This is a genomic window from Paenalcaligenes niemegkensis, assembly GCF_022230885.1.
GTDB lineage: Bacteria > Pseudomonadota > Gammaproteobacteria > Burkholderiales > Burkholderiaceae_B > Paenalcaligenes > Paenalcaligenes niemegkensis.
Genome location: NZ_JAKGCT010000004.1, coordinates 1,025,972 through 1,042,897 on the forward strand (window position 1 = coordinate 1,025,972; position 16,926 = coordinate 1,042,897).

Consider the following 16,926-nt stretch of genomic DNA (forward strand, 5'->3'; position numbering starts at 1 on the left):
CACTACATTGAAGAAGAACCTAACCCATTACCTGGTTGAGCAACAGCGACAGAAAGGCGCTGTGTCAGCCGAGGTTCGTTTACTGATTGAAACCGTTGCCCGCGCATGCAAGGCTATTGGCCATGCCGTCAGCAAAGGGGCCTTAGGCGGTGTGCTGGGTAGCCTGGCTACCGAAAATGTGCAAGGCGAAGTACAGAAAAAGCTGGATGTGATGTCTAACGAAATTCTTCTGGAAGCCAACGAATGGGGTGGCAATCTGGCTGCGATGGCCTCCGAAGAAATGGAGACACTGCATCGCATTCCTACGCATTTTCCCAAGGGTGAAAACCTGCTGTTATTTGATCCTCTTGATGGGTCATCCAATATCGACGTCAATGTATCCATAGGCACCATATTTTCAGTACTGCACGTGCCAGAGGGCGCACAGGGCCGTGAAATTCAAGAAAGCGACTTTTTACAGGCCGGCATTAAACAAGTGGCGGCGGGCTATGCCATATACGGACCGCAGACCATGCTGGTACTGACCGTGGGCACAGGCGTGGTTGGCTTTACCTTAGATCGCGAGATGGGCTCCTGGGTGCTCACTCATGACGATATACGCATCCCTGAGAATACAAATGAGTTCGCCATCAACATGTCAAATATGCGGCATTGGGAGCCGCCAGTCAGGCGCTATATCGAAGAGTGCCTGGCAGGTGCCGAAGGCCCCTGGGCAAAAACTACAACACACGATGGATTGCATCGATGGTTGCCGACGTGCATCGCATACTGACGCGCGGAGGCGTATTCTTGTACCCACGCGACCAGCGTGAATCTGTGCGTGAAGGCAAGTTGCGCCTGATGTATGAAGCCAATCCAATGAGCTTCATTATTGAACAGGCTGGAGGTGCTTCAACTGATGGCGCCAACCGTATTCTGGATGTTCAGCCTTCACATCTGCATCAACGCATTGGCGTGATTCTTGGATCCAGAACCGAGGTTGATCGTCTGCAACGCTATCACCTTGATGCTCAGGCTGCGCCCTAGAGTCTGACGTCTTTTCTATCAAGCCTGCCGTCAGGTGCACAGCCTGACTGATTGCTTTGACTGCCCCATAAAAAAACCGTCTTTCCCGAGTATCGAGGCAAGACGGTTTTTTGGTTGTGTGGCTTAGCGACTAATCGACTGTAAGAACGCTAGCCCCTACGGTTTTACGCGATGCCAGTTCTTCGTGCGCACGCGCGGCGTCTTTTAGTGCATAGCGCTGCCCAATCTCTACCTTTATCTTGCCTGTCTTCACCAGCTCGAAGACCTCCTCAGCCGCTGCCTGCATCGTTTCGAGCGTAGGTACAAAGGCCGCAAGCGAAGGCCGTGTCACATATAACGACCCATGCTGAGCCAATATACCTAAGTTCACGTCGGTGACGGCGCCCGAAGCATTGCCAAAGCTAACCATCAGCCCCCTGGGCTGCAGACATTTCAGGGACGTTTCCCATGTCGCCTTGCCCACGCCGTCATAGACTACCGGTACCATCCGGCCATCAGTAAGGTCACGCACACGATCGATTACATTTTCATTGCTGTAGTTAATCACTTCCCAGGCGCCATTTGCTTTGGCCGCAGCCGCCTTCTCTGGGCTGGACACTGTGCCAATCAGCTTAACGCCCAAGGCCTTGGCCCATTGACATGCGATGGAGCCAACACCTCCGGCTGCGGCATGAAACAAGATCGTCTCACCGGCTTTAAGCTCGTGCACCTGGCGAAATAAATACTGCACGGTCAAGCCTTTCAGCATGATTACCGCAGCCTCTTCAAAGCTGATTTCGTCAGGCAGCTTCACCACACGATCACCTGGAATGTTACGAGCTTCGGAGTAAGCACCAAGAGGCCCTTGCCCATAGGCAACGCGATCACCGACTTTAACGTGATGCACGTCAGCCCCTACGGCTTCAACAACCCCTGATGCCTCAAAACCCAGGCCGTGAGGCAACGGACTGGGATACAGACCGTCGCGAAAGTAAATATCGATAAAGTTTAAGCCTATTACTTTATGCCGTACGCATACCTCGTTTGGCTTGGGGGCTTCCAGAGGAATGGATAACCACTGCATTACCTCAGGTCCGCCATTTTCCTCAATGCGTATTGCCTTCACGCTTTGCTGCATAAGTCTCTCCTTGCTAATCTATGATTGGGCCGATATGGTTAGGCATTCCACATTAGTGTATGCCGCTAATCAAAAATCTTCACTATTCGCCCTTACATGACTCATAAACGCGCGCTTCTGTATATTCATATCGCAGCAGTACTCTTTGGTTTAACCGGCATCTTCGGCGAACTCATACAATCCAGTGCAATGTTTATTACGGCAGGACGCGCCACCTTTGCAACTTTGATCCTCTTCATTATCATTCGCGCCCAGGGCAGGCGTATCAATGAGGGTCTGCGACATAACGACTGGCAGCTGCTCCTGATTGCTGCAGTCATGCTGGCCATACACTGGGCTACTTTCTTTATTGCTGTCAAGGTAGGAGGCATTGCCATTGCGACGCTGGGCTTTGCCAGTTTTCCTGCCTTCATCACCCTGTGCGAATGGCTGGTGCTGCGCGAAAAAGTAAGCCGTACAGAGTGGCTGATTCTAGCCCTGGTAAGTTTTGGCTTGCTGCTGGTTACCCCTTCCTTTGACTTTGCAGATCAGTCAACGGTGGGGCTTGCCTGGGCCCTGGTCTCCGGACTTACCTTCGCCCTGTTCACGATTATTAACCGCCGGGCTGCAGGCCATATTCCGGCGTTGCAGGTGGCCTGCTGGGAAAACGGCTTCGTTGCCCTGTTGTGCTGGCCCTTTGCGATCAGCGTTATTGGCGACCCGGGGGCTATCGACTGGTTCTGGACCGCCTTGCTGGGCGTTTTTTGTACTGCCCTTTCGCATTACTTGCTGGTCTCAAGCTTGAGCACCCTCAATGCCCGCAGCGCTGGAATTGTGATTGCCCTGGAACCGGTCTATGCCATCGCCTTTGCAGCGATCTTGTTTGCACAGTATCCATCAGTACGTGCCTTGATCGGAGGGTGCATTATGATCGCCGCCATCGTGTGGTCCGGATTGCGCAAAGCCGAGCCAGATCCCGCCTCGGCTTCTACGCCATCAGTAACCTAAATCACGTCTGACCAATCCGCTGACTGCTTCACCGTTTTCCAGTGCATTGATTTTCTCTGAAAGCTGCCGCACAGTTTCCGGAATAATCGTCATTCCGGAAATATGCGGCGTAATTTGTATAGCTTCGTGGTGCCAAAAAGGATGCTCAGACGGCAACGGCTCGACGGTAAAAACATCCAGCAAGGCTCCAACAAGCTTTTTCTGCTCTAAGGCCTGGATTAAGTCATCGTCAATAAGGTGTCCGCCACGCGCCATGTTGATGAGATAAGCATCAGGCAAGAGCTTGCTGAAGGTGCGCGCGTTAAGAATCCCCTGGGTCTGATCCGTTAGAGGCAGCACGTTGATCAGAATACGCGTATGACTTAAAAACTCGTCAAAACTTTCGGCCCCGCTAAAGGCAGTAACGCCGTCGATATTACGGGGCGTGCGTGTCCAGGTAGATACCGGATAGCCCAGCGCTTTCAAGGCGTCCACCACATGCTGACCAATTACACCCAGCCCCAGCACCCCTACCGGATACTGCTCCCGATAAACAGGAGCGCTTTTCTGCCATTTTTTTCAGCACGGCTACGCTCATAAGGAGTAAAGCGCTGGGTGGCCTGGAACACGCCGTATATGGCGTACTCAGCCATCTGATACCCCATGCCGGCATCTTCCAGGCGATAAATCGGAAGTTGCTCGGGAAAATCAGACAGTTTTAAAGCATCTACCCCTGCGCCCAGATTAAATACCGCTTTCAAGGCTTTCTCTTTTTGAAACAAGCCCAGAGAAGGCTGCCAAACCACAGCATAGTCTGCCTGCTGCCCAGCACTTTGCTCATCCCACGACACCAGTACCCATGACGGATTCAGCTTACTGAAAGCGTCGATCCATTTTTGATTGATTTGATGCGATCCCGCTGCCACTACAACTTTAGGCATTTAGGCCTCCTTAAGGCTTACTCTTTAACAACGAACCCAACACACCTCGTAATAACTTGGTGGTACCGCGCCTGGCTTCGGACTTGAGAACTGACTGTAACAAACCATCTTTTTTCCACCCCTGGGCCCCGTAGAGCCCAGTAAAAAATCACTGAGAAGAGCAGTAATGCCACTGGGCGCTGAACTGGACTCCCGCTGCACGGTTTCACTTGCACGTTGACTCAGCACTTCATAGGCTGACTCGCGATCTATCTCGGCGTCATATTTGAGGCCCAAACTGGAGGCTGCACGTATTTGACGCTTTTCCTCATCCGTAGCGGGGCCTATGCGACTGCCAGGCGCGTACATCCAGGCCTGCTGCGTCAGCTCAGGTATGCCTTTTGCATCGAGCATCGAGACTAGCGCCTCGCCTACGCCCAGATGGCTGATGGCAGCCTCAACATCCAGCTGTGGGTTAGGCCTCATGGTTTGGGCGGCTGTTTTCACCGCTTTTTGATCGCGTGGCGTATAAGCACGCAACGCATGTTGAATTCGATGTCCGAGCTGCCCCAGGATTGTCTCGGGTATATCGAGCGGATTCTGCGTGACGAAATAGATGCCCACCCCTTTGGAACGGACCAGCCGTACAACCTGCTCGACCTTCTCGACCAAAACCTTGGGCGCATCGCTGAACAGCAGATGCGCCTCATCAAAGAAAAAGACAAACTTTGGCTTATCCAGATCGCCGACTTCTGGAAGACGCTGATAAAGCTCAGCCAGCATCCACAATAAAAACACCGCGTACAGCCGGGGCGACTGAATAAGCTTATCAGCGACCAAAACATTAATGATCCCCTTGCCCGTTGCGTCGGTGCGAATCCAGTCGGCAATATCCAGTGCAGGCTCACCAAAAAAGTTGAGCTCCTTCGGCCTCAAGCCGTAGCAAAGATCGCTGAATTGCCCCCACCGAAGCTACTGATACATTCCCGTACTGTGATCGCAGTTCGGTCGCGCGCTGGGCTACATGCTCAAGCATCGCTCTTAAATCTTTAAGGTCGAGAATCAGTTGGCCTTCGTCATCAGCCAGTTTAAAAACAATATTGAGTACGCCCTCTTGTGTAGCGTTCAGCTCCAGCATACGCGAGAGCAAGAGCGGCCCCATATCCGAGACAGTGGCCCTTACAGGGTGTCCCTGCTCGCCGAACACATCCCAAAACACGACCGGATTTGCAGCAAAGATCGGTTCCGGCAGCTTAAGCTCTTGCAGGCGCGCACTTAACTTCGGGCTGCTTTCGGCGGCTCGCGATACGCCACTGAGATCCCCCTTGACGTCCGCAACAAATACGGGGACACCAAGGCGAGAGAAGGATTCTGCCAATAGTTGTAAACTAACGGTTTTACCTGTGCCGGTGGCGCCTGTAATACAGCCATGCCGATTAGCCATGCCTGGTAGCAATGTAATTTCCGACTGTTGTCCTCGAGCGATTTTTATTGCGTCTGCCATAGCCCCGTCCCAAGTAATAAAATAGCTAATAATAAGGTGTTTAACCGTAGAGCCAAAGTGTAGTTCAGGCTAATTTTTCCGCACGGGTTAAAATAACCAGTCAAACCTAAACCTCGTCATCTTTTAATTGGTAATTGTTTATGGCCGGACATAGTAAATGGGCGAACATCCAACACCGCAAAGGGCGCCAAGATGCCAAGCGCGGAAAGCTTTGGACTAAAGTCATCCGAGAAATCACAGTCGCTGCTCGCGAAGCAGGCCCTGACCCTGACGCTAATCCCCGATTACGTCTGGCTTGCGAAAAAGCGGCTGCGGCGAACATGCCCAAAGATAACGTAAATCGAGCCATTCAACGGGGCGCAGGGGAAAGCGATGGCGCAAACTTTGAAGAGATCCGATTTGAAGGCTATGGTGTAGGCGGTGCAGCTGTGATCGTAGACTGTATGACCGACAACCGCCAGCGCACCGTTTCGGATGTACGCCACGCCTTTTCCAAAAACGGTGGAAACCTGGGTATTGATGGCTCTGTCGTGTTTCAGTTCCAACACTGTGGCCAATTTATTTTTGCGCCTGGATCCTCCGAAGAAAAAATCATGGAAGTCGCGCTGGAAGCCGGAGCAGACGACATTATTACTGATTCCGAAGGGCTTATTGAAGTAGTTTGCCTGCCTACGCATTATGCTGAGCTTAACCAGGCCTTTAACGATGCAGCCCTGGTTCCAGAAATTCATGGTGTAGTCATGAAAGCCCTGAACGAAACTGAACTCGAGGGCGATGATGCTGCTGTCATGCAAAAAATGCTCGACGCGCTTGAAAGCCTTGATGACGTACAAGAGGTTTTCACCACTGCCGTCATGGACGAAACCGAATAACAATTAACCTATGGATCACAGCAGACCTTCGGGCCTGCGCATACTGACTATGAAGCTACTCGTCATCGGCGGCGGCGGCCGTGAACATGCTCTCGCATGGCGTCTTGCCCAATCGCAACGGGTTAACACCGTATTTGTCGCCCCTGGCAATGGGGGCACCGCTACCTCTCCACGTCTAAAAAATATTGCTCTCACCGACGTGAATGCACTTGTGGACTTTGCCCGTTCAGAAAAGATTGCCTTTGCAGTAGTAGGCCCAGAAGCTCCACTCGCGGCGGGTGTGGTAGACGCTTTCCGCGCTGCCGGATTACGCATCTTCGGTGCCACGCAAGCCGCGGCACAGCTCGAAAGCTCCAAAGACTATGCAAAAGCTTTCATGGTGCGTAACCACATCCCTACTGCCCATTACGCTACCTTTACAGATCCCGAGCTCGCCAGGCAATACATTCACGAACAAGGCGCACCCATTGTCATCAAGGCCGATGGGCTGGCGGCTGGCAAAGGTGTGATCGTTGCCATGCACGAACAGGAAGCGCTTGACGCCGTTAACGACATGCTCGGCGACGGCCGCTTTGGCGAAGCAGGTGCCCGGGTAGTCATTGAAGAGTTTCTCACGGGCGAAGAAGCCAGCTTTATCGTCATGTGCGACGGACAGCATGTGCTACCTTTGGCTACCAGCCAGGATCACAAGCGCTTAAAAGACGGTGATGAGGGCCCCAACACAGGCGGAATGGGCGCCTACTCCCCCGCTCCAATTGTTTCCCCCACCCTGCACAATCGCATCATGCGCGAGGTCATTCTTCCCACGACTCAGGGGATGGCAAAAGAAGGTATCCCTTTCTCTGGCTTTTTATATGCCGGCCTGATGATTGGCGACGGCCCCGATAATACCCGCAGCCTTAAACTGCTTGAGTACAACTGTCGCCTAGGTGATCCAGAAGCGCAGCCAATTATGATGCGCATCAAAAATGACCTCACCGAAGTGTTTGAACTTGCCATCGCAGGCAAACTCAACGAAGCACACATAGACTGGGATCGCCGTACGGCTCTTGGCGTTGTCATGGCTGCTGCCAACTACCCCGAAAACCCTCGATCCGGCGATGCCATTCAACAGTTGCCGGCCGACTCTGAAAACTGCATGGTGTTTCATGCGGGAACCACGCTTAAAGATGGTCAGCTACAAACATCAGGCGGTCGGGTTTTATGTGTCACCGCATTAGGTGAATCGATACGCCGCGCTCAAGATAAAGCCTACGCTGCCGCTTCTCAAATTCAGTTTGAAGGTAAACAATTTCGTACGGATATCGGCTGGCGTGCCATTCCTGGCTCCGACGCTTCGTAATTTAAGGGGTTACTTTTAGGCATGAGTATTTCAGTATCTGATGTACGTGATTACTTTCTGGACCTGCAGCAACGCATTGTAGGGCACCTGGAACTGGCCGATGGCCGAAAGTTCGACTCCGACCAATGGGATCGTGCTGAAGGCGGTGGCGGCATCTCGCGCTATCTCGAAGAGGGAAACCTTTTCGAGCGGGCAGCGGTGCTGTTTAGCCATGTCAAAGGGAAAACGCTTCCTCCTTCAGCCAGCGTGCAACGTACTGAACTGGCGGGACGCCCTGGGAGGCCATGGGGGTATCGCTGGTTATCCACCCTCGCAACCCCTATATTCCCACCACACACATGAATGTTCGCCTCTTTGTTGCCCATCCGCGCAACGAAGACGAAGAGGCTGTATTCTGGTTTGGTGGAGGACTCGACCTCACCCCTTACTACCCTTACCTTGAAGACGCCACCCATTTCCATCAGAAATGCGCTGACGCTCTTGCCCCTTTCGGCGCTGATAAATACCCTACTTACAAAAAATGGTGTGATGAGTATTTTTACTTAAAACATCGTGACGAAACGCGTGGTATCGGCGGCATTTTCTTTGATGACTTAAACGTCGCCGGCTTTGAACAAAGTTTCGCCCTGGTAAGGTCAGTAGGTGATCATTTCACTAAAGCCTATATGCCTATTGTCGAGCAGCGCCGTCATTTAAAATATGGCGACCGCGAACGCGATTTTCAGGCCTACAGGCGCGGACGTTATGTGGAATTCAACCTGGTGTTCGATCGGGGCACGCTATTCGGATTGCAGTCTGGTGGGCGAACCGAATCCATTTTACTGTCGATGCCGCCTATAGTGCGCTGGCGTTATCAATGGGAACCCGAACCCGATAGTCATGAAGCAAGCCTGGCCGACTTTTTAAAACCCAGAGAATGGCTGTAGAACGCATAGGCTTATTGGGCGGTAGCTTTGATCCAGTACATTTAGCTCATATAGAACTGGCTCAAAATGCAGTAGAGTCGCTACATCTGGATCAGCTGCAACTGTTGCCCGCAGCCAATCCCTGGCAGCGGGCCCCCTTGGCAGCAACAGCAGAACATCGCCTTGCCATGCTCAAGCTGGCTAGTGCCGGTTACCCTAAACTGAGCATTAACACGAGCGAAATTGAACGTGGCGGTGCTACCTACACCATAGATACATTACGCGAGCTTCCGCCAGGCCCCGTATACTACTGGGTAATAGGCGCCGATCAACTGCAAAATCTGTGTTCCTGGCGAGATTGGCAAGAAATTGTCCAGCGCGTCGAGCTGGCTGTCGGGCGGCGCCCTGGCAACGAGCTCATTGCACCCGATTCCTTGCATAAACAGCTGCTACAGCTAAACAAGTCCTTACATTACCTAAGCTTGCCCCCGATATACTTGTCAGCCACCGAAATTCGCCGTAGGCTTGCGCAAGGGGCTGGTACAGAAGGCTTGCTAGACCCCTCAGTCGCTACCTACATACAACACCATCGACTTTACCAACCCAACACTTTCCGCTAAACGGTCTACGACTACATGAATATAGAATCTCTACAACGCCTTGTGATTGACGCTCTTGAAGACGTCAAGGCACAAGACATCCGTGTTTTTGACACCACACACCTTACCGGTCTTTTTGACCGTGTCGTTATTGCCAGTGGAACCTCAAACCGCCAGACCCGTGCACTGGCCAACAGCATTATCGAAGACGCCAAAAAGAACCAAGTGCACGTATTGGCTCATGAAGGTGAAGACACTGGCGAATGGGTGCTTATTGACCTGGGTGACATCGTCATTCACTGCATGCAGCCTTCAATTCGTCAGTACTACAACCTGGAAGAGCTTTGGGGCGGCCGACCCGTAAAGGTCGATCTGCTTCCCCAGTCCACCCTCCCCATCGTGGGTGACGCTTTCAGTCACGACCACGACGACGAGTAGAATCCCGGCCACCGTCGCAGCATCTGGGGCTAATTCTCCACGCCTGTACTAAGTGCCCAGAACTCGCGCTCTACATTTATTTGTTGTTTATGAAGATTTATGTCGTTGCGGTCGGTCACCGTATGCCCGATTGGGTTAATCAGGCATGGGACGACTATGTACGTCGCATGCCTGCAGAATTCAGCATAGAACTAAAAGAAATCAAACCCGAAGCACGCACTACGGGTAAGACTCGACAGCAAATGATGCTGGCGGAAGCAAAACGGATTGATGCTGCCATACCTGAAAAGGTATGGCGTATTGCCCTGGACGAGCGCGGACGAGATCTCAGCACCGTAGCTCTGCGCGACCAGTTGCAGCAATGGCGGGATCAGTCGCTGGACATTGCTCTTATCATTGGTGGCCCAGATGGACTAGATCCCGCTCTTAAACAGCGCTGCCAGCAACAAATTCGCATTTCCTCATTGACTCTCCCCCACCCCATGGTTCGCGTAGTGCTGGTAGAACAGCTTTACCGCGCATGGTCTATGCTTAGCGGACACCCCTACCATCGAAGCTGACAGGAGCCCTCATGTCTAAACGTCGTACAAAAATCGTCGCCACACTAGGGCCTGCCTCTGATACCGAAGCTATTATCGAAAAGCTTATTCTCGCGGGTATGGACGTAGCGCGCCTGAACTTTTCACACGGCTCTGCCGAGGATCATCGTCAGAAGGCTTTCTTGGTACGGAAAATCGCCGCCCGACATCAGCGCTATGTGGCCCTGATGGGCGACTTGCAAGGCCCAAAGATTCGTATTTCGAGCTTTATAGACAAGCAGGTCACACTTGAAGCCGGGCAGGCCTTTGTCCTGTCTAATAACCATCCTGCTGATAAAGGCAATCGAGATATCGTCGGCATTGATTATCCGCCCCTGGTTCATGACTGTGCTCCAGGTGACGAGCTGCTGCTTGATGACGGAAAAATCATCTTGCAGGTCGATAAGGTAGAAGACGACTCGGTCCATACCACGGTAATTGCCGGTGGAGAACTTTCGGATCATAAAGGTATCAATCGCCGCGGCGGCGGTATCTCTGCACCCAGTCTGACTGATAAGGATCGCGAAGACATCACACTGGCCGCAGAACTTAAGGTAGATTACGTGGCCGTATCATTCCCCCGCTATGGCAGCGACATGGGGCAGGCTCGTGAACTTATACAGCAAGCTGGCAGCAATGCCTGGGTCATCGCCAAAATAGAGCGGGCAGAAGCCGTAACCGATGATCAGGCCTTAGACAATATTATTTCGGCCAGCGATGGAGTGATGGTAGCGCGGGGCGACCTGGGTGTTGAAATCGGGGATGCCCGGCTGGCTGGCATACAGAAACGCATCATCAAACATGCCCGTACCCTCAACAAGCTTGTGATCACCGCCACGCAAATGATGGAGTCCATGGTTTCGAGCACCATGCCAACCCGGGCTGAGGTATCAGACGTTGCCAATGCCGTATTGGATCATACCGATGCGGTAATGCTCTCGGCCGAAAGCGCGGCTGGCAAATTTCCGGTTGAGGCTGTTGCTGCAATGGCCCGAATTTGCGTGGGCGCCGAGCAAGAGCCGGTTTCCATTACGTCCGGACACCGCCTGGGCGAGCGATTTTCACGATGTGATGACACGATTGCGTTATCGGCGATGTACGCAGCCAACCACTTCCCCGGTGTCAAGGCGATTATTAGCCTGACTGAAAGTGGACGTACGCCATTGATCATGTCGCGTATTCGTTCTGGTGTACCCATTTTTTGCTTCACCCGTCATCCGCACACGCTTAACCGTGCCGCCTTATTTCGTGGTGTGTACAGTTTGCCTTTCGACGCCGCTACCTTGGATCCCGCTGACGTCAGTGATGCCGCCATTGCGCTGCTAAAAGAACAGGCGATTGTCAAAAGGGGCGACTGGATCATTCTGAGCCAAGGCGACTTTCATAGCGATAGTGGCGGCACAAACGGAATGAAAATCTTAAAGGTCAAATAAAAACGATGCTCGTCACCCCTTTGCTGCTGGCTTCAGCCAGTCCTCGTCGACACGAACTGCTTAAGCAGATCGGAATCCCCCACCAGGTGATACTCGTACCCCCGCCACCCGGAGCAGATGAGCCTAGACTTCCCAACGAGACCGCTATTGCCTACGTCAGGCGTACCGCTTATAACAAAGCCACCCAGGCCCTCGCACATTTAAGCCCCGGAGCCCCGCCAACAGAACAGGCCATTCTATGTGCCGACACTACGGTGGAGCTTGATGGAGATATTTTGGGAAAGCCAGCAAATATGACCGATGCCGCAAGAATGCTTCACGCTCTTTCAGACAAATCCCATCACGTACATACCGCCATAGTCCTGGCCGTCGAAGGCAGGTATTATCAGGCTTTGTCAACGAGCAAGGTCAGCTTTAAACGACTAAGCAATCAGGAAATTACCGCCTACTGCGCTAGTGGCGAGCCCTTTGGAAAAGCAGGAGCGTATGGCATTCAGGGCAGGGCCGGAGCCTTTGTCCGTAACCTAGAGGGCAGCTACAGTGGTGTTATGGGCTTGCCGCTGTACGAAACCTGCCAGTTGCTCAGTCAGGCCAATCTTTTACAGAGTTCGGATTAACTGCATCCGAACTCTGTATAGCACTAACCATTAATCGTTTAAAAGCTAAGCAAAGGGGCCATGTGCGAACCTGCAATGGCTGCGAACTCATCAAGTGTCATGGCCCGGCCATTGAGCACCACACTCCGATCAGCACCGTTATAGCTAAGATCAAACTCTGCGGTATTGTTGGCGTAGGTAATTAACTGCTGCTCGCTGAGCTGTTTCACTTTTTCATCGAAGATTGTTTCCACCAGTGCTGACATAAAACCCGCTTCGGAACCCATGATCGCCATCACCATATCGCGTGATACGCTTGCCGATAAATTCAGCGTTTCAAACATTTCCTCTGTGGGTGCATTTTCTTGAGTAGTCTTTAACACCGTCGTGAAATCGACCCGGGTTTCCCCTCCACTATTACGCCAAATAAATGGACTTACACTTAACTCTGGCTTGGCCACCAGCAACTTGCGCAGCAGAGGTTCAAGCACATCAATATTTTCTTCTGCCTTCTCAGAAAGGGCACCGATCTCTTTGAGCACAGCGTAATCAATATGCTTGGCGTATGTGCCCAGCTCGAAACTACCCATCGCCTGCTGGTTTAGTTTTAGCTCGGCCAGTCGATACGTTAAGCCTGCATCAATCAGTTCACCATACTGACGGCCTTCGCCATCAACACTAAAATTATTTATTGTTATGTTTGTGCCAAAGCCAGAGTTAATTTCAATACTGTCGACCTGAGCGTCATATTGATTTTTAATTTCGCCATTGGCCTCAGCACTATTGCCTTTAAAACGAATATTATTAAAAAATACGGAGTCTTCACCTTGGGCAGACTTCACAACCACCGAAGGCAAGCTGCCGTGCCCGGAGTTATTGGCAATGTTTTTCCCTACCTTGAACTGCATCGTGGTTTTTGCGACCTCGACCACAAGCTCGTCGTTGCTGAAGGCCAGAGGAGCAAAGGCCATGTCGGAGTCCATACTGCCATTGAGGTGATATACCGTCTCAGCAACAAAAGGATTTTCACCATTGGCTGCATTAAACCAAGGCTCTGCGTCAGTTGTCTTTAAAAGCTCGGTCTGGCTATAACTTAGCACCGGAGCAAACTTGCCTGATGCTACGGCCGCCGCAGGCCAGGGGCCATGGTAATAGGTATCCTGAAACTGAAAGTCAACCGCATCGGCGCCAACCTTGGCTTCCAGCTGATAAATGGCTACCGATTTAAACAGCTCGCGCTCAAAGCCAAGAATATTCAATTTGGCAAAATCACCCGAACTTTCAGTATGAATTTGCTCATGCAGCTTTTCGTTAACGCTTGCAACCTGAGCCCGCACTACATCTTCGGTTTTGCTGCCCACGTAAGCCGTGGCCGCCACATAGACCACACCTAAGGCAACCACTGTTCCCAGCGCAACTAGTTTTTTATTCATAAATAACCTTAACGACGATCACAGACCGCCAGCAGTAAAGAGAAAAGCGAATAATCATAACTAAAGATACAAACATCATGCTTAGAGTTAAAGATCCTGAGCGCACAAGTTGTATATTTTTATGACAGTGCTTTAATAATTTGAGAAACATCGCTCTGCGCTAAACCTTGCTTGCTGGCCAGGCGATAAAGTTGCTGAGCCGTATGGCTGACGGGCATGGCAGTGGCATTAAATTGCGCCAGTTGCGCCGCAGCGTCGAGGTCCTTGAGCATAGTAGCTACAGTAGCGCTTACCGGCACATCGGTACTACTCATTTTTGGTACAAACAACTGCAATAAAACTGAGTCGGCCCACCCGCCAGCCAAAGCCTCGTTAAGTAAACTCGCATCGACGCCTTCATCTTTGGCCAGACGCATAGCTTCGGCAATGACAGCAATGGTTGAGGCCACTATCGCCTGATTGCACAGCTTGGTAGTCTGTCCCGCACCGTTGCCACCCATGTGCGTGACGCGCTGGGCATAAGACGCCAAATAAGGACGCAGACGATCGATATCAGCAGCGTCGCCCCCGGCCATAATTGCGAGCGTTCCGCTCTCTGCTCCACCCGTGCCTCCGGACACAGGCGCGTCTACCCAGGCTGCTCTGGCTTTAGCCTTTAAGCGAGCGGCGTACTCTTGGGTGATTTTTGGCGGAATTGAGGCATGATCCACAAAAAGGGCCATCGTGCCGTTTCCGTCGCTGAGACCTTCGTTACCAAATACCAGATCGTGTACAGCTGCCGCATCATAGACACACGAAAACACAATTTCGCACTCTGACGCAAGCTCAGCCGGGGTACGTGCAACGCTGGCACCTTCTTTTTGCAACGATTGCGCCTTTTTCAATACTCCGGTTCCAAACAGTAACCGGATGACCATCGAGTACTAAACGACGGGCCATTCGTGAGCCCATTAAACCCAAACCGCAAAACCCAATACGCATGATTGCTACCCTATGCCCATAAAAGATGGAATGCTGATATAACCTTATTCGGCGTCAGGCTGATTGTCAGGCATTGCTTCCTGAAACGCAGCAAGACTGAGGCAGTGCGCTTCAATAGCCATTAATGCGGGAAACTGTGTCAGGTCGCAATCACAGCGGCGCGCATTTGCCAACTGCGGTATTAAACACACATCGGCAAGGCTCAGACCGTCTTCGTAGCAAAAACGTCCTGCTGTGCTGTGTCGCGCGACCACCTCTTCCAGAGCTAGCAGCCCCTCTACTATCCAATGCTTATACCAGTCGTTACGACCTTCCTCGGCTACTGAAAGGGTACGGGATAGATAACGCAAAACCCGCAAATTATTAAGGGGGTGTATATCACACGCAATATCCATTGCCATCGCGCGCACCGCAGCCCGGGCCCGTGGCGATGTCGGCAATAAGGGGATACTGTCTGGATAAGCCTCATCAAGATATTCGATAATGGCCAGGGACTGGCGCACAATAACGCCATTATCATCAAGGCTGGGCACCAGGGCAGAAGGATTAATCGCTTTATAAGCCTCGGACAACTGCTCTCCGCCGTGGCGCAGCAAATGAACAGGGGCTGTTTCGTAGGCAATACCCTTGGCATTCAGGGCAATACGTACCCTATAAGCGGCGGAGCTTCGGAAGTAGCTATAAAGCTTCATTCAAATACCTTACAAGCTGGTTGTTTCAATTTTTCTGGATAGTTCACGCGGCAAGGGGAAAGAGACATTCTCTTCTACACCCTCGAGCTTACGCACCGAAATAGCGCCCAATTCTTTTAATCGGCTGATTACTTGCAGAACCAGTTCCTCCGGAGCCGACGCGCCTGCTGTCACACCGATCCGATTGCCAGGTGCCAGCCATTCTGGTTGGATCATGGCAGGATCATCAAGCAAGTAAGCCGCCGCCCCCTTACGTTCTGCCACTTCGCGCAATCGATTCGAGTTTGAACTGTTGGTACTTCCCACCACCAATACGACATCGCACTGGGGTGCCATTACCTTTACCGCATCCTGACGGTTTTGCGTGGCATAGCAAATGTCGCTTTTCTTAGGCTCAATGATACTGGGAAAGCGTTCCCGCAATGCATTAGCCACCTGTGCGGCATCATCAACTGACAAGGTGGTTTGCGTAACAAAAGCCAGATTTTCCGGATCACTAACTTGCAGGGTATACACGTCGTCCGGCGTCTCGACCAGATACATGCCGACGTCGGATTGCCCTAAGGTACCCTCGACTTCGGGATGCCCCTTGTGACCGATCATAATAATTTCCCGGCCCGCCTTACGCATACGGGCCACTTCTACGTGTACTTTCGTCACCAAAGGACAGGTAGCATCAAATATTTTCAATCCCCGCTCTTCTGCTTCTGCCCGTACCTGTAGCGACACGCCATGAGCGGAGAAAACGACGATGGCTCCTTCTGGAGCCTCTTCCAGTTGAGCAATAAAAATGGCTCCTTTGTTTCGCAGATCTTCAACAACATACCGGTTATGCACGATCTCGTGGCGCACATAAATTGGTCTGCCGTGCAGCTCCAGAGCCCTTTCTACTATGTCTATGGCACGGTCTACGCCGGCACAAAACCCTCGAGGCTGAGCCAGTACGACATCTAAACCGGATTCAGAGGAAGTATGTGTGGTCATAAGATTCCCAAAATTTTCACATCCAAACGGATGTCTGCACCCGCCAGCGGGTGATTAAAATCGAAAAGCGCAGCCTCATCGTTCAGCTGCTTCAAGACACCGGAGTAGCGCGAGCCGTTTCGGGCGCTAAATTCGACCATGTCTCCGGGGCTGAAGCTGTCGTCTTTTGCGGCGTTTTCAGCCAGCATGGCTTTGCTGACCCATTGTAATAGAGCTGGATTGCGATCTCCGTATGCCTTTTCGGGCGGCAAATCAGCATGAATGGTGGCACCTTCCTGTTGACCAATCAAAACCTCCTCTAAACCACTGGACCATTGTCCAGCCCCCATTTGCAGGGTTGCGGGATGCCCGTCAAAGGTATTGGCAAACATGGTGCCCGCCGCAGGCCCGGACATGATCTGTATGCAATAGTGCAAGGTTAGGTAGGAGTCCTCACGGACAAGTAAAGCGCTTGCATCTGAGTGAGAGGTCAAGGTCTGTCATCCTATGTAATCGATAAACCGCTTTCATTTTAGTGCTTCTTATGCTTTCTAACAGTAA

At 52.0% G+C, this 16,926-nt stretch carries 15 protein-coding genes and 4 pseudogenes; 10 read left to right on the forward strand and 9 right to left on the reverse strand.

The window, feature by feature from the left end; translation table 11 throughout:
* Nucleotides 1-7 precede the first annotated feature (7 nt).
* Nucleotides 8-1,026 (forward strand): annotated as a pseudogene (locus tag L1889_RS08950) (class 1 fructose-bisphosphatase).
* Between the two features lie 130 nt (nt 1,027-1,156).
* On the opposite strand, the gene L1889_RS08955 reads toward L1889_RS08950, so the two are convergent.
* On the reverse strand, nt 1,157-2,143 hold the full coding sequence (locus tag L1889_RS08955; protein ID WP_238664841.1) for a quinone oxidoreductase family protein: 987 nt from the start codon (nt 2,141-2,143) through the stop codon (nt 1,157-1,159).
* Nucleotides 2,144-2,239: 96 nt separating this feature from the next.
* Between L1889_RS08955 and L1889_RS08960 the strand changes: the two genes are divergently transcribed.
* Nucleotides 2,240-3,130, forward strand: a complete 891-nt coding sequence (locus L1889_RS08960) for a DMT family transporter (protein WP_238664842.1) — start codon at nt 2,240-2,242, stop codon at nt 3,128-3,130.
* Here L1889_RS08960 and L1889_RS08965 read toward each other — a convergent pair.
* The 3 genes and pseudogenes from L1889_RS08965 to L1889_RS08975 all read right to left on the reverse strand — a co-directional run bounded on the left by L1889_RS08965 (nt 3,119) and on the right by L1889_RS08975 (nt 5,533).
* Nucleotides 3,119-3,637: an NAD(P)-dependent oxidoreductase gene (locus L1889_RS08965; protein ID WP_238664843.1), complete on the reverse strand. Its 519-nt coding sequence runs from the start codon at nt 3,635-3,637 to the stop codon at nt 3,119-3,121. The two genes, L1889_RS08960 and L1889_RS08965, sit on opposite strands and share 12 nt — an antisense overlap.
* 2 nt (nt 3,638-3,639) lie before the next feature.
* On the reverse strand, nt 3,640-4,050 hold the full coding sequence (locus L1889_RS08970) for a Rossmann-fold NAD(P)-binding domain-containing protein (RefSeq protein ID WP_238664844.1): 411 nt from the start codon (nt 4,048-4,050) through the stop codon (nt 3,640-3,642).
* 10 nt (nt 4,051-4,060) lie between these two features.
* Nucleotides 4,061-5,533, reverse strand: a pseudogene (locus tag L1889_RS08975) (helicase HerA-like domain-containing protein).
* 140 nt (nt 5,534-5,673) lie between these two features.
* Here L1889_RS08975 and L1889_RS08980 point away from each other — a divergent pair.
* The 8 genes and pseudogenes from L1889_RS08980 to L1889_RS09015 all read left to right on the forward strand — a co-directional run bounded on the left by L1889_RS08980 (nt 5,674) and on the right by L1889_RS09015 (nt 12,317).
* Nucleotides 5,674-6,405: a YebC/PmpR family DNA-binding transcriptional regulator gene (locus tag L1889_RS08980; RefSeq protein WP_238664845.1), complete on the forward strand. Its 732-nt coding sequence runs from the start codon at nt 5,674-5,676 to the stop codon at nt 6,403-6,405.
* A 49-nt stretch (nt 6,406-6,454) separates the two neighbouring features.
* Entirely contained in the window at nt 6,455-7,747 is a 1,293-nt protein-coding gene (gene purD / locus L1889_RS08985; RefSeq protein WP_238664846.1) for a phosphoribosylamine--glycine ligase, read from the forward strand.
* Between the two features lie 21 nt (nt 7,748-7,768).
* Nucleotides 7,769-8,673, forward strand: a pseudogene (gene hemF / locus L1889_RS08990) (oxygen-dependent coproporphyrinogen oxidase).
* Nucleotides 8,664-9,272 (forward strand): nicotinate (nicotinamide) nucleotide adenylyltransferase, encoded by a 609-nt coding sequence (nadD, locus tag L1889_RS08995; RefSeq protein WP_238664847.1) that lies wholly within the window; start codon nt 8,664-8,666, stop codon nt 9,270-9,272. Before hemF ends, nadD begins: the two are co-directional and overlap by 10 nt.
* Nucleotides 9,273-9,287: 15 nt before the next feature.
* Nucleotides 9,288-9,689, forward strand: coding sequence for a ribosome silencing factor (gene rsfS, locus L1889_RS09000; RefSeq protein WP_238664848.1), 402 nt, complete (start codon nt 9,288-9,290; stop codon nt 9,687-9,689).
* A gap of 89 nt (nt 9,690-9,778) precedes the next feature.
* On the forward strand, nt 9,779-10,249 hold the full coding sequence (gene rlmH, locus L1889_RS09005) for a 23S rRNA (pseudouridine(1915)-N(3))-methyltransferase RlmH (RefSeq protein WP_238664849.1): 471 nt from the start codon (nt 9,779-9,781) through the stop codon (nt 10,247-10,249).
* 11 nt (nt 10,250-10,260) lie between these two features.
* On the forward strand, nt 10,261-11,700 hold the full coding sequence (gene pyk, locus L1889_RS09010; RefSeq protein WP_238664850.1) for a pyruvate kinase: 1,440 nt from the start codon (nt 10,261-10,263) through the stop codon (nt 11,698-11,700).
* Nucleotides 11,701-11,705: 5 nt separating this feature from the next.
* A complete protein-coding gene (locus tag L1889_RS09015; RefSeq protein WP_238664851.1) occupies nt 11,706-12,317 on the forward strand; it encodes a Maf family protein in 612 nt (203 codons plus the stop codon).
* Nucleotides 12,318-12,355: 38 nt separating this feature from the next.
* Here the strand turns inward: L1889_RS09015 and L1889_RS09020 are convergent, their stop codons facing one another.
* The 5 genes and pseudogenes from L1889_RS09020 to L1889_RS09040 all read right to left on the reverse strand — a co-directional run bounded on the left by L1889_RS09020 (nt 12,356) and on the right by L1889_RS09040 (nt 16,859).
* A complete protein-coding gene (locus L1889_RS09020; protein WP_238664852.1) occupies nt 12,356-13,729 on the reverse strand; it encodes a YdgA family protein in 1,374 nt (457 codons plus the stop codon).
* A 119-nt stretch (nt 13,730-13,848) separates the two neighbouring features.
* A pseudogene (locus tag L1889_RS09025) lies at nt 13,849-14,710 on the reverse strand (NAD(P)-dependent oxidoreductase).
* A gap of 44 nt (nt 14,711-14,754) precedes the next feature.
* Nucleotides 14,755-15,402 (reverse strand): maleylacetoacetate isomerase, encoded by a 648-nt coding sequence (gene maiA / locus L1889_RS09030; RefSeq protein WP_238664853.1) that lies wholly within the window; start codon nt 15,400-15,402, stop codon nt 14,755-14,757.
* 9 nt (nt 15,403-15,411) lie between these two features.
* Nucleotides 15,412-16,386, reverse strand: a complete 975-nt coding sequence (gene ispH / locus L1889_RS09035) for a 4-hydroxy-3-methylbut-2-enyl diphosphate reductase (RefSeq protein ID WP_238664854.1) — start codon at nt 16,384-16,386, stop codon at nt 15,412-15,414.
* Complete coding sequence (locus tag L1889_RS09040) at nt 16,383-16,859, reverse strand: FKBP-type peptidyl-prolyl cis-trans isomerase (protein ID WP_238664855.1); 477 nt, start codon at nt 16,857-16,859, stop codon at nt 16,383-16,385. Before L1889_RS09040 ends, ispH begins: the two co-directional genes overlap by 4 nt.
* Between the last annotated feature and the right edge of the window lie 67 nt (nt 16,860-16,926).

What these genes read in the sequence shown, in the direction of transcription:
- L1889_RS08970 (WP_238664844.1), bottom strand. Translation starts at nt 4,050, where the DNA reads ATGCCTAAAGTTGTAGTGGCAGCGGGATCGCATCAAATCAATCAAAAA.
- purD (WP_238664846.1), top strand. Translation starts at nt 6,455, where the DNA reads ATGAAGCTACTCGTCATCGGCGGCGGCGGCCGTGAACATGCTCTCGCA.
- L1889_RS09015 (WP_238664851.1), top strand. Translation starts at nt 11,706, where the DNA reads ATGCTCGTCACCCCTTTGCTGCTGGCTTCAGCCAGTCCTCGTCGACAC.
- ispH (WP_238664854.1), bottom strand. Translation starts at nt 16,386, where the DNA reads ATGACCACACATACTTCCTCTGAATCCGGTTTAGATGTCGTACTGGCT.
- nadD (WP_238664847.1), top strand. Translation starts at nt 8,664, where the DNA reads ATGGCTGTAGAACGCATAGGCTTATTGGGCGGTAGCTTTGATCCAGTA.
- maiA (WP_238664853.1), bottom strand. Translation starts at nt 15,402, where the DNA reads ATGAAGCTTTATAGCTACTTCCGAAGCTCCGCCGCTTATAGGGTACGT.
- L1889_RS08955 (WP_238664841.1), bottom strand. Translation starts at nt 2,143, where the DNA reads ATGCAGCAAAGCGTGAAGGCAATACGCATTGAGGAAAATGGCGGACCT.
- L1889_RS08960 (WP_238664842.1), top strand. Translation starts at nt 2,240, where the DNA reads ATGACTCATAAACGCGCGCTTCTGTATATTCATATCGCAGCAGTACTC.
- rsfS (WP_238664848.1), top strand. Translation starts at nt 9,288, where the DNA reads ATGAATATAGAATCTCTACAACGCCTTGTGATTGACGCTCTTGAAGAC.
- rlmH (WP_238664849.1), top strand. Translation starts at nt 9,779, where the DNA reads ATGAAGATTTATGTCGTTGCGGTCGGTCACCGTATGCCCGATTGGGTT.
- L1889_RS08980 (WP_238664845.1), top strand. Translation starts at nt 5,674, where the DNA reads ATGGCCGGACATAGTAAATGGGCGAACATCCAACACCGCAAAGGGCGC.
- pyk (WP_238664850.1), top strand. Translation starts at nt 10,261, where the DNA reads ATGTCTAAACGTCGTACAAAAATCGTCGCCACACTAGGGCCTGCCTCT.
- L1889_RS09020 (WP_238664852.1), bottom strand. Translation starts at nt 13,729, where the DNA reads ATGAATAAAAAACTAGTTGCGCTGGGAACAGTGGTTGCCTTAGGTGTG.